This is a genomic window from Providencia sp. PROV024, assembly GCF_032709665.1.
Taxonomy (GTDB): Bacteria; Pseudomonadota; Gammaproteobacteria; order Enterobacterales; family Enterobacteriaceae; genus Providencia; species Providencia huashanensis.
In genome coordinates this window covers 256,017-267,697 of the sequence record NZ_CP120545.1, presented here as the reverse complement: position 1 = coordinate 267,697, position 11,681 = coordinate 256,017, and the positions used below count along the sequence as shown (strand labels likewise).

Sequence of the window (11,681 nt, the reverse complement as noted above, 5' to 3'; positions counted from 1 at the left end):
GAGGTAAGCAACAAAGTCCTTCTTTATATTCTGCCACTCTCGTTTATAACTAAGCATACAAATGACTGACTATTTAATTGATTGTAACTAAGTCAATTCGGCATTCCTACTTGTCTAGCTGATTATAAAAAAGAACAACATAATCCACCGTTATTATCAAAAGAAGAAGGCACTGACAGCACAAATTAATTAGCGAAGGGTTACAATACACTTTCAAATAAATAATTCTTAGAGAGTATTATTTGCTTTTTTGCTACCCATCTATATATGACTATCAACAATAAAATAATGATTCAATTATTTAATATTAGCCACCGAAACTTACCCGTGAAAATAATGATTCTGATCAAAATAGTGCCATTTATCCGCTAGGCTTACGCTTAAACGACCCTCTATTTTTTCTAAAATAATAGCTGTAGCTATAGCTGTATTTCTGAATAATTTTGAACCTAATAATTTATTGGAGTTTACAGGTGATGAAAGGTGGTCAGAAAAAACAACAAGCGCTTTACGATAAGCGGATTTTGACTTAAGTAGCATTATCGCTTGCTCAATAACTCCTTGTATTTCTAAGCAATATGCATTCACATCAATACATAAACAATTATTTTTAATATTCAATTTATTATGAATGACAGTTGCTTGAGTCGATGAAAAAGACTTAATCATTGTAGAGGCAAGGATAAGAACATCAATATCATCATCCTTGATAATTGGTTTTGCCGCATTAATTAACATCGTTAACGCGTTTTTATTTGATGAAAACATAATGTGAGATTTCTTTGAATGAAGATTTATCCGTCTCTGATTGTCTCTTCTTGCACTCAGGCATTCCTCTACAATGCAATTATTTTTACTTATCAAGAATGGTCGATAGATGTTAATTGCTGAAATTCTTATTGTACAATTCATGATACCCTCCTATGATGCACTAATATTTATCATAGACGGCTTTTCTTATTTTAAAATACAACACATTGATTAATATGGTTTTAATAGTATCACCAAGAGGCTATTTAGCCAGTAAACTATGACAATACAACAGTAACAATCATAAAATACACTTTATGAAATTAGCGCTTAGCTTCCCCTTAATAACTAGCATAAAATACCTATATTTTACATTTAAGCGATATTAATGTAATATTACCCTCGGATTTTATAACTTAAGGTGATCTTCTTGCTGTATTTACAGGACAAACTCTCTCATTACTCTACCCACAAATTCCCTGCTTTAGGCCTGTTATTCAGCGCTACATTAAAATATTAAAAACTTATCTATTACTTAAACAACGACTATTCTAAATAATAAGGTTTTGCATTTTATTCAGATATGAAAACCCACATCTTAAATGCAGTTGTTTTGGTTGTTCACATTCAAATAAGAGGATGGTTTCATGAAATTCAAGAAGAAAAAAGAAAAACCGTTAAATATTAGTGATATTACAATAATTGATGACGGGAAACTTAAAAAAGCAATTACCGCCGCTTCGCTGGGTAATGCGATGGAATGGTTTGACTTTGGTGTTTACGGCTTCTTAGCCTATGTCTTAGGTCAGGTTTTCTTTCCGGACGCATCACCGAGCGTTCAGATGATTGCAGCATTAGCGACTTTCTCAGTACCTTTCTTAGTTAGGCCTTTAGGTGGGGTCGTATTCGGGATACTTGGCGACAAATACGGTCGTCAGAAAGTGCTTTCAATGACCATTATTATTATGGCTGTAAGTACCTTCTGTATTGGTTTAATTCCCGCTTATGAAACGATTGGTATCTGGGCACCCATACTGCTATTAATTGCTAAATTAGCTCAAGGTTTCTCTGTGGGTGGCGAATACTCCGGGGCCGCTATATTTGTTGCTGAATACTCACCCGACCGTAAACGTGGGTTTATGGGAAGCTGGTTAGATTTCGGTTCTATTGCTGGCTTCGTATTGGGTGCCGGTGTTGTGGTGCTTATTTCCAGTATCGTTGGTGAGGCTAACTTCCATGATTGGGGGTGGAGAATTCCATTCTTCTTAGCATTACCATTAGGGATCATCGGCCTTTATCTGCGTCATTCCCTTGAGGAAACGCCTGCATTCCAACAACATATCGAATCATTAGAGCAACAAGATAAAGCTAATATTCAAGATCCACCAAAAGTCTCCGTGCGTGAAGTTGCATCTAAGTACTGGAAAAGCTTACTTATTTGTGTTGGATTAGTGATAGCAACTAATGTAACTTATTATATGTTGCTTACCTACATGCCAAGTTATTTATCACATAACTTAAATTACTCGACTGACCATGGTGTACTCATCATCATTGCAATTATGATTGGTATGCTATTTGTTCAACCGATTATCGGTTTAACCAGTGATAAAATTGGCCGTCGCCCATTTGTTATCACTGGTAGCGTAGGGTTAATTCTTTTAGCCTATCCAGCATTTATGTTAATAAATAGCGGTTCAGTTGGCTTAATTTTCCTTGGCTTATTAATTCTAGCTGTTTTACTGAACTGTTTTACTGGGGTTATGGCATCAATTTTACCGGCGATTTTCCCAACGCATATTCGTTACAGTGCCCTTGCCATCGCATTTAATATTTCCGTGTTAATTGCGGGTGCCACTCCAACCGTTGCGGCTTGGTTAGTTGAATCAACTACCGACTTGTATATGCCTGCTTATTACCTGATTGTAATCGCACTAATTGGCTTATACACCGGTATTCGAATGCCAGAAACAGCCAATAAACCATTGCGAGGGGCAACACCTGCGGCATCAGATAAAGCAGAAGCAAAAGAAATTTTAAGTGAGCACTTTGACAATATTGAGCAAAGAGTTGAAGATATTGATCAAGAAATTGCTGAGCTTGAGAAAAAACGCCAATCTTTAATCAACCAGCACCCTAAATTAGATTAAACACTGTAGGGCCTGAAATATGGCCCTTCTGCTTTTTAAACACAACGAATAAAACTGAATATCCCAAGGAGGGAGGCGATGGCAGCCAAACAAGTTTGTCATCTTATCTGGTTCCGCAATGATTTACGGGTCACTGATAACAAAGCACTATCCTCTGCTTGTGCGGACCCCCAAGCCAATGTTATCGCCCTCTTCACCGCCACGCCGGAACAATGGCAACAACACGATGTATCGCCAAGGCAAATTTCGTTTATCCACCAGCATCTCATTGAATTACAACGTTCTCTTGCCAAATTAGGTATCCCATTAGTTTGCCAAACGGTGGCGAATTTTATGGATGCGGCCGAGTGGGTATTAAACTATGCTAAAACTCAGCAAGCTGATGCCTTGTTCTTTAATCGCCAATATGAATGGAATGAAAAACAAAGGGATGACTGGCTGGTAAAAAATGCTCATGGAATGCATATTCATGCTTTTGATGATTTTTTGTTATTGCCGCCGGGTTCTGTGACCAACCAAAAGGGGGAAATGTACCAAGTGTATACCCCTTTTCGTCGTGCCTTTCTCACCCAATTAACCGCCACAGACTGCCGTTCATTGCGTGTACCAAACAAAAGAGCCGACTCTTTAAATATCAAAGAAACCGCCCCTTTATTCCCACATGAGCACATAGCGGTTTCCCAGCAATTCCCTATTGGTGAACAAGCCGCCTTAAAACAGCTAAGGCAGTTCTGTACTCAACACGTCACACGCTACCAGCAAGATAGAGATATCCCCTCTATTCACGGGACCAGCCAATTATCGCCATATCTTGCCATTGGTGTACTATCACCTCGGCAGTGTTTTAACCGGTTACAAGCAGAAAACCCAGATGTTTTAGATTACCCTGATAGCGGTGCATTCACTTGGTTAAATGAATTGATCTGGCGTGAATTTTATAGCCATTTACTCGTCGCATTTCCACGTCTTTGTCGCTATCAGCCATTTATTCAATGGACTCAACATATTCATTGGAATAATTCATCAACTGATTTCGACGCATGGAAAACCGGAAAAACAGGTTATCCTATTGTTGACGCCGCCATGCGACAACTTAATGAAACTGGTTGGATGCATAATCGCTTGCGTATGATTGTCGCAAGCTTCTTAGTAAAGGATTTGCTTATCGACTGGCGCAAAGGTGAAAAATATTTCATCAGCCAACTGATTGATGGCAGCCTAGCCGCAAATAATGGTGGTTGGCAGTGGTCTGCATCAACGGGGGTCGACGCTTGCCCGTGGTTTCGTATTTTCAACCCAACAACCCAAGGGAAAAAGTTCGATGCCCAAGGGAAATTTATACGCCGCTGGCTGCCAGAGCTAAATAACGTACCCGATAAATATATTCATACCCCCCATGAATGGTCTCTAATCAACAATACACCTCTCGATTACCCAGAACCGATTGTTGACCATAAGCAAGCCCGTTTAGCCACTTTAGAAGCTTTTGAAGCAGGGAAACGTAATAGTCTAAAACAGTAGGCTGTTTAAAATACGATAAATCGCAAAGTTATTATTTGCGTTAGGGGATATCATACGGCGCTAACAATAAGGAGTATATATGAACGTTATCTTACAAGTTGATTTCCCCTACCAAGGGCCTTGGGGCGCAGAAATGACCATAGCAATGGATGAATTAGCCAATTCGATTAACCAAGAACCTGGCTTTGTATGGAAAATTTGGACAGAAAACCAGCAAACCCAACAAGCCGGTGGGGTTTATCTGTTTACTTCTGAGGCTGATGCCAAAGCTTACCTACAAAAACACAGCGCACGCTTGAAATCATTTGGTATTCCTGAAGTTCGTGGTGAAATTTTTGCAGTAAATACTGCGCTTAGCCAATTGAACCAAGCACAGTTTATAAGCGAGTAATTATTTACTGGCGCTGAAATTCGAATAGCATCACATCTGAGGTAAATGAGCCATCTTCCTGAACCGCAAAATGGCTTTTTACCTCATGACTTAATGTTTTTTGATATTGACGGATCGCATTAACCAAAAGCTCTGGAGTTCGCATCCGCTCAACCCAACTGGTAAACTCCAGCGGCAAACGAAAACTTTTGACCCCACTGACGAACAACCCTGCGTTATTTAGCATACCAGACCATTCACCCGCCGAATAATCTCGAATATGTGAAGTATCACGGAGAACTTCAACCGTTTGCAGATAAATGTCTAACAACGGGTGCCCCGGAGAAACAACATCAATAAAAATGCCTTTTCCTGCAGGCTGTAAAACACGATGCACCTCACGCAGCGCTTTTTCTACGTCATGCCAATGGTGCGCTGAATAACGGCTAATCACCATATCAAACGAATTATCTTCAAATGGTAATGACTCCGCAGTCCCTTTGCATGTCGTAATATTGTTGAGCCCGCGTTCCTGTGCATTTTTAGCGACCACATTGAGCATCGAATCCGATAAGTCATAGGCAACCACTGACTTTACTAACTGAGCCGCATGAAAGCTGGCATGACCCGCACCACAACCTAGGTCAAGCACATGTGCCTGCTGACTCGCTTGCAGCAATTGCTGTAAAATCTGTAAGTCTTCACCCTGCGCATGAACTTGGCTGGTTAAATACGAATTAGCCTGCTCGTCAAATTGTTGGTAAACCGCTTGGTGGTGCGTTTTCATTTCACTTTCCCTAGGTCAAATTAACAATAACTCAATAAAAGCAGAAAATGATTGAAAAAGCACCTATTTATTCAACCAATAGTTTGGCAACAAGTAATGACTAAAAATCCCCTTCCCGTCGTTCCACTAAGGTTAAAATACTGTATAACGCCACCACTGTGTTGTCCTGATTAAAGACTTGCACATCCCATTCAACCACGCCATTTGGTGTATCTTCAGCAAGTTTTTGCACTTTTTTAATCTTTTTCTTGCATGTTAGGCGAACTTGGATCGTATCACCAATTTTAACAGGTTCAATAAAACGTAGGTTTTCCATTCCATAATTAGCGATGACAGGCCCAACACCCGCATCTACAAATAACCCTGCCGCAGCCGAAACAACAAAATACCCATGAGCGATGCGTTCACCAAATAAGGATTGCGCCGCACCAATTTTGTCGACGTGTACATAGAAATGGTCACCACTCAGGCAAGCAAAATGAGTAATATCCGCTTCTGTCACTGTGCGTCTTGCTGTTAGCAGCGTATCGCCAATCACGAGGTCCTCAAAGTGTTTGCGGAATGGATGCACTACGTCAGCAACGGTATCTGCGCCCCTAATCCATTGTTTTGTAATAGAAGTTAACATCGATGGGCTGCCCTGAATGGCTGTACGCTGCATATAGTGTTTCACTGCCCGAAGCCCGCCAAGCTCCTCACCACCACCCGCACGCCCAGGCCCACCATGTACCAATAAGGGGAGTGGAGAACCATGCCCTGTTGACTCCAACGCTGAAGCTTCATTTAAAATCAGCATCCGGCCGTGAGCCCTTGCGCTCATACGGATTACCGATTGAGCTACTTGCGGGTCTGCGGTCACTAATGTCCCCGCTAAGCTTCCTCCCCCTAAAATGGCTAATTGTACAGCCTGCTGAATATCATCATTGTCATAGCACATTAAGGTTGCGACTGGCCCAAAAGCCTCGGTTTCATGTACCGCATGGTGTTTAAAAGGTTCCGCACAATAGAGTAAAGTTGGTGGATAAAATGCCCCATTCTTGGGGTCTCCCCCCACAATATCCAGTTGATTAAACTGCCCACCACACAAGACTTCACAGCCGTTTTGACGCAAATAGTCGACTTTGTCTTGCACATCTTGGCGCTGTTCTAAGTTAATCAATGCCCCCATACGAACCCCTTCAACCGCAGGGTCACCCATCGTCGTGCTCGATAAACGCTTAAGTAGCGCTTGCTTGACATTTTCAAGCTGATTTTTGGGCACAATAACCCGACGAATAGCGGTGCATTTCTGCCCTGCTTTTGCCGTCATTTCACGAACTACTTCCTTAATAAATAAAGCAAATTCAGGTTGTTCCGGATGTACGTCATTCCCTAATACCGCGCAGTTTAGTGAGTCTGCCTCCATGGTGAATGGAACCGATTTCGCAATAATTGTGGGATGTGATTTTAGCTTCTGCCCTGTCGCCGCAGAACCGGTAAATGTCACGACATCTTCAAAATCAAGGTAGTCAAACATATTACCCACACCACCACAAACCAACTGGATCGCCCCTTCGGGAACCAGACCACTCTCAACCATTAGCTTCACCATCGCTTGAGTCACCTGCGCGGATGCTGTTGCAGGCTTGATAATCGCAGACATACCAGCCAACCACGTTGGAGCCAGCTTTTCCAGCATCCCCCAGCAAGGAAAATTAAACGCATTGATATGCAAAGCAACCCCACGACGAGATGTCAAAATATGACGACCAATAAATTGCCCTTGTTTCGATAGCGGGATCATTTCATCTTCTGGCCAAATAGTATCATCTGGTAATTCACGGTTTGCTAAACCTGAATAGGAGAATAAAGTGGCAATCCCCCCTTCAATATCAACCCAACTATCCGCTTTCGTCGCCCCGGTTTGTGCTGAAATAGCATAGAGGTGTGCTTTATGTTCTAGCAGGTACTTCGCCAATGATTTGAGCATTTGACCACGTTGCTGAAATGTGAGTGCAGACAAGGTTTCACCACCCACTTTTCGACCATATTCTAAGCTATCCGCTAATGGCAGCCCCTCGGTCGTTACCGTATATAAGGTTTCATTCGTCAGAGCATGGTAAATTTTCCGCCCTTCCCCCTCACCTTGTACCCACTTCCCCATAATATAACTTGTTAAATGTGACATATTCCTCTCCAGAAATAAAAACACTAAATAATATTTGATTGTAAATATGTATCATAAATACAAGCATAGATGCCAATTTAAATTTAACAAATTAAAAACATTTCCGCATAAAAACCATCTTTCATATTAAAACCACATAAAACATACCGAATATAACCAACTGTTTATATTGATTTAATAATTATTAATTGTGAGGCGCATCGCAAAAGCAGGTTAATAAACATTGACCTTTTTGTTAACCATTCCTAGCATTAATGTTAAATAAATATGATTCATCATTCAAAAATTACATTTAATTTTCGAATCACTTAATGGAAAAATCAATGAGCGAGCAAAATCAGGCTAACTTCGAAGCCAAAATCGAAGCCGATATTTCCATCGAGCCCAAGGACTGGATGCCCGATGCTTATCGGCAGAACCTTATCCGCCAAATAGGCCAACATGCCCATTCGGAAGTGATTGGCATGTTACCGGAAGCAAATTGGTTAACACGCGCACCAACACTGCGCCGCAAAGCTATCTTACTGGCCAAAATTCAAGATGAAGCAGGGCATGGTCTATATCTGTATAGCGCAGCAGAAACCCTCGGTTGCTCTCGCCAAGACATTTACCAAAAACTACTTGATGAAAAAATGAAGTATTCCTCCATTTTCAATTACCCCACATTAAGCTGGGCTGACATTGGTGTAATTGGTTGGTTAGTCGATGGGGCAGCCATTGTGAACCAAGTGGCTCTGTGCCGCGCATCATATGGGCCATATGCACGCGCCATGGTGAAAATCTGTAAAGAAGAAAGTTTCCATCAACGTCAAGGTTATGAAGCAGTTATGGCGCTTGCACAAGGAAGTGAAGAACAAAAAGCAATGCTGCAAGATGCAATAAACCGCTTTTGGTGGCCTGTACTGACCATGTTTGGCCCAAATGATTCAGACTCACCGCATAGCGCACAAAGTATGGCTTGGAAAATCAAGCGCTTCAGTAATGATGAATTACGCCAAAAATTTGTGGATAACACAGTTCCGCAGGTTGAAGCACTCGGCATGACTATTCCTGACCCTGATTTGGTTTGGGATGAAGAACTTGGTCACTACCGATTTGGCGAAATTGACTGGGAAGAATTTTATCAAGTCATTAAAGGTAATGGCATTTGTAATCACGAACGTGTTGGTGCGAAACGCAAAGGATGGGAAGACGGTGCTTGGGTACGTGAAGGCGCAATGGCACATAGTCGCAAACAAAAAGCCGTTAAATCTGCCGCTTAACTCATTTAACCACTTACTGAAAAGGAAAACCCCATGAGCAATCAAGATTGGCCACTGTATGAAGTTTTTGTCCGTAGCAAACAAGGGCTTGCTCATCGCCACGTTGGTAGCTTACACGCGGCCGATGACCAAATGGCGCTGGAAAATGCCCGCGACGCCTACACAAGGCGCAGCGAGGGCTGTTCGATTTGGGTGGTAAAAGCTGCACATTTAATCGCCTCACAGCCCGAAGACAAGAGCACATTTTTTGACCCTGCAGATACCAAAGTCTATCGCCACCCAACTTTCTATACCATCCCTGATGGTATCAAAAACATGTAAGGAGCTTACGATGGATCAACAACAACAGCTCCACCACTACACATTAAGGCTCGGTGATACCCCATTAATTCTTGCACAGCGCCTATGCGAATGGTGTGGCCATGCCCCTGAAATTGAAATTGACCTTGCACTGTCTAATATCGGCTTAGACTTATTGGGGCAAGCTCGTCATTTTTTAAGTTATGCAGCGCAATTAAAAGGGGCCGGATATGATGAGGACACCCTCGCTTTTTTGCGTGATGAAAGGGAATTTAGCAACCTATTACTCGTCGAACAACCGAATAATGACTTTGCCGATACCCTAGTGCGCCAATTCTTTATAGATGCTTATCACGTTCCATTATATGAATCACTGATTCATAGCCACGATAAACAACTCTCAGCGATAGCTGAAAAATCCTTAAAAGAAGCCCTTTATCATTTACGTTTTAGCCGTAATTGGATGATCCGCTTAGGGGATGGTAGCGAAGAGAGTCACAGGAGAATTCAGCGCTCCGTTGATGAATTATGGCGCTTTACCGGTGAACTCTTCCATGCAGACGCTATTGAAGTTGCACTCAGCGAGGTGGGCATAGCCGTTGACCCACGCAGCCTAAAAGAAACTTGGCTAAATACGGTCAATGAAACATTTGCCGAGGCGACACTCAACATACCTGAAAAAGAGGCCTATCGCATCGGTGGTAAGCAAGGTAGCCACACTGAACACTTAGGTCTGTTATTAACACAGCTGCAATTTATGCAACGTGCTTACCCAAATAGCCAGTGGTGACGTGATGGAACAGAGACTGCAACCTAACCAGCTTCAATCCCCCCAAGTTCATGTGATCTGGCAACAGCTTCAGCAAATTCCTGATCCTGAGCTGCCAGCACTCTCTATTACTGATCTTGGCATGATCCGCAATGTGGTACCTAACAAACAAGGGTGGAAAGTTATTTTTACACCTACCTATTCTGGTTGCCCAGCAACTGAATTTTTAATCAATGAAATCAAAACGGTTCTTGGTAAAGCAGGGTTCCAAAATATCGATATTGAAGTGATGCTGACCCCAGCTTGGACAACTGACTGGATGAACCAAGACGCCAAAAGGCGCTTACGGGAATTCGGTATCGCACCCCCGCAAGGAACATCCTGTGAACACCCTGAACACAAAGGTGCTGTCTGTTGTCCACGCTGTGATAGCCAACAAACAGAAAAAATTAGTGAGTTTGGTTCAACAGCCTGCAAAGCATTGTATCGCTGCACTGAATGTTTAGAACCGTTTGATTACTTTAAATGTATTTAGGGGCACCCTCATGACTGTATTCCATCGTTTAAATATTGCCGCTATTGAACGTGACACCCCTGATGCTGTCGCAGTGACATTCAGTGTTCCTGATGCGTTACGCGAGCAATATCATTATCGACCAGGGCAACACCTGACTTTAAAAGCCTCCATTCAGGGGGAAAATTTACGCCGTTGTTATTCTATTTGTAGCTCACCCGATGAAAACACACTGAAAATTGGCGTTAAAGCGATCTACGAAGGTCGGTTTTCCAATTTTATCAACCAACATCTAACTGTCGGTGATAGCCTTGAGGTGATGATCCCTCAAGGGCAATTTGGCTATCAACCTGAGCCGAATACTCAGGCGCACTATCTTGCTATCGCTGCCGGTTCAGGGATCACCCCCCTACTTTCGATTATTAAAGCCACATTACAGACGGAAACCAAAAGTCACTTTGTGTTGATTTATGGTAACCGCAATAGCCGTTCGGTGATGTTTAAAAAAAGCATTGCAGACCTCAAAAACCGGTTTGCACAGCGTTTTCAAGTACTTTACCTATTTAGCCAAGAGCAACAAGATAGCGAGTTATTAAGTGGACGCATCAGCCAACAGCAGCTCAATGCATTAGGTAAAACGTTATTGAATTTTCAACAATTTGACCGCGCTTTTATTTGTGGTCCAGAAAGTATGATGGATGAAGTACACGACACATTAATCAATTATGGTATGCCAAAAGAGTTTGTTCATACCGAGCGCTTTAATACATCCGGTATCAAATTCAAGCCGACCTCCGCCCTCGCCACCGAAACTCGTCAAGTCAGTATCCACCTTGATGGTCGCACAATGAACATCAGTATGGATAGCCAAGATGACAGCATTCTTGATGCCGCTTTACGCCAAGGAGCCGACTTGCCCTATGCCTGTAAAGGTGGGGTTTGCGCAACTTGTAAATGTAAATTGCGTGCAGGAGAAGTCGAAATGGGCGTCAATTATAGCTTAGAGCCTGACCAAATTTCTGATGGTTATATTCTTAGCTGCCAGTCTTGGCCTAAAGGAGATGGCGTCGTTCTGGATTTTGATGTGTAGG

11 protein-coding genes are annotated in these 11,681 nt (G+C 42.3%); 8 read left to right on the top strand and 3 right to left on the bottom strand.

The genetic code is table 11. The features are described 5' to 3' along the window. Positions 1-321: 321 nt before the first annotated feature. Complete coding sequence (locus tag P3L56_RS01240; protein WP_129466930.1) at positions 322-912, bottom strand: hypothetical protein; 591 nt, start codon at positions 910-912, stop codon at positions 322-324. Between the two features lie 485 nt (positions 913-1,397). Here P3L56_RS01240 and proP point away from each other — a divergent pair, with 485 nt between their 5' ends. The 3 genes from proP to P3L56_RS01225 all read left to right on the top strand — a co-directional run bounded on the left by proP (position 1,398) and on the right by P3L56_RS01225 (position 4,812). Then, complete coding sequence (proP, locus tag P3L56_RS01235; RefSeq protein WP_129466929.1) at positions 1,398-2,900, top strand: glycine betaine/L-proline transporter ProP; 1,503 nt, start codon at positions 1,398-1,400, stop codon at positions 2,898-2,900. A 78-nt stretch (positions 2,901-2,978) separates the two neighbouring features. After that, positions 2,979-4,421: a deoxyribodipyrimidine photo-lyase gene (gene phrB, locus P3L56_RS01230; RefSeq protein WP_187550786.1), complete on the top strand. Its 1,443-nt coding sequence runs from the start codon at positions 2,979-2,981 to the stop codon at positions 4,419-4,421. A 79-nt stretch (positions 4,422-4,500) separates the two neighbouring features. After that, entirely contained in the window at positions 4,501-4,812 is a 312-nt protein-coding gene (locus P3L56_RS01225; protein WP_042847792.1) for a monooxygenase, read from the top strand. A gap of 4 nt (positions 4,813-4,816) precedes the next feature. Here P3L56_RS01225 and P3L56_RS01220 read toward each other — a convergent pair whose 3' ends face one another. Both P3L56_RS01220 and paaZ read right to left on the bottom strand, forming a co-directional pair. Then, complete coding sequence (locus tag P3L56_RS01220) at positions 4,817-5,578, bottom strand: class I SAM-dependent methyltransferase (RefSeq protein WP_048605480.1); 762 nt, start codon at positions 5,576-5,578, stop codon at positions 4,817-4,819. A gap of 100 nt (positions 5,579-5,678) precedes the next feature. Further along, on the bottom strand, positions 5,679-7,745 hold the full coding sequence (gene paaZ / locus P3L56_RS01215; RefSeq protein ID WP_210831897.1) for a phenylacetic acid degradation bifunctional protein PaaZ: 2,067 nt from the start codon (positions 7,743-7,745) through the stop codon (positions 5,679-5,681). 323 nt (positions 7,746-8,068) lie between these two features. Between paaZ and paaA the strand changes: the two genes are divergently transcribed. From paaA to paaE, 5 genes are read left to right on the top strand one after another with little or no spacing between them, the layout of a single operon-like run. After that, positions 8,069-9,007, top strand: a complete 939-nt coding sequence (paaA, locus tag P3L56_RS01210; protein ID WP_042843391.1) for a 1,2-phenylacetyl-CoA epoxidase subunit PaaA — start codon at positions 8,069-8,071, stop codon at positions 9,005-9,007. 33 nt (positions 9,008-9,040) lie between these two features. Then, positions 9,041-9,328: a 1,2-phenylacetyl-CoA epoxidase subunit PaaB gene (paaB, locus tag P3L56_RS01205; protein ID WP_004262911.1), complete on the top strand. Its 288-nt coding sequence runs from the start codon at positions 9,041-9,043 to the stop codon at positions 9,326-9,328. A gap of 10 nt (positions 9,329-9,338) precedes the next feature. Further along, positions 9,339-10,097 carry a 1,2-phenylacetyl-CoA epoxidase subunit PaaC gene (gene paaC / locus P3L56_RS01200; RefSeq protein WP_071547599.1) on the top strand — a complete coding sequence of 253 codons (759 nt, stop codon included), beginning with the start codon at positions 9,339-9,341 and terminating at the stop codon, positions 10,095-10,097. Positions 10,098-10,101: 4 nt separating this feature from the next. After that, positions 10,102-10,611 carry a 1,2-phenylacetyl-CoA epoxidase subunit PaaD gene (paaD, locus tag P3L56_RS01195; RefSeq protein WP_042843389.1) on the top strand — a complete coding sequence of 170 codons (510 nt, stop codon included), beginning with the start codon at positions 10,102-10,104 and terminating at the stop codon, positions 10,609-10,611. 10 nt (positions 10,612-10,621) lie between these two features. Continuing rightward, positions 10,622-11,680, top strand: a complete 1,059-nt coding sequence (paaE, locus tag P3L56_RS01190; RefSeq protein WP_272686188.1) for a 1,2-phenylacetyl-CoA epoxidase subunit PaaE — start codon at positions 10,622-10,624, stop codon at positions 11,678-11,680. The last annotated feature ends 1 nt before the right edge of the window (position 11,681 follow it).

Coding starts and splice junctions, on each gene's coding strand:
- paaD (WP_042843389.1), top strand. CDS start 10,102: ATGGAACAGAGACTGCAACCTAACCAGCTTCAATCCCCCCAAGTTCAT.
- paaC (WP_071547599.1), top strand. CDS start 9,339: ATGGATCAACAACAACAGCTCCACCACTACACATTAAGGCTCGGTGAT.
- P3L56_RS01225 (WP_042847792.1), top strand. CDS start 4,501: ATGAACGTTATCTTACAAGTTGATTTCCCCTACCAAGGGCCTTGGGGC.
- P3L56_RS01240 (WP_129466930.1), bottom strand. CDS start 912: ATGAATTGTACAATAAGAATTTCAGCAATTAACATCTATCGACCATTC.
- paaA (WP_042843391.1), top strand. CDS start 8,069: ATGAGCGAGCAAAATCAGGCTAACTTCGAAGCCAAAATCGAAGCCGAT.
- paaE (WP_272686188.1), top strand. CDS start 10,622: ATGACTGTATTCCATCGTTTAAATATTGCCGCTATTGAACGTGACACC.
- phrB (WP_187550786.1), top strand. CDS start 2,979: ATGGCAGCCAAACAAGTTTGTCATCTTATCTGGTTCCGCAATGATTTA.
- paaZ (WP_210831897.1), bottom strand. CDS start 7,745: ATGTCACATTTAACAAGTTATATTATGGGGAAGTGGGTACAAGGTGAG.
- paaB (WP_004262911.1), top strand. CDS start 9,041: ATGAGCAATCAAGATTGGCCACTGTATGAAGTTTTTGTCCGTAGCAAA.
- P3L56_RS01220 (WP_048605480.1), bottom strand. CDS start 5,578: ATGAAAACGCACCACCAAGCGGTTTACCAACAATTTGACGAGCAGGCT.
- proP (WP_129466929.1), top strand. CDS start 1,398: ATGAAATTCAAGAAGAAAAAAGAAAAACCGTTAAATATTAGTGATATT.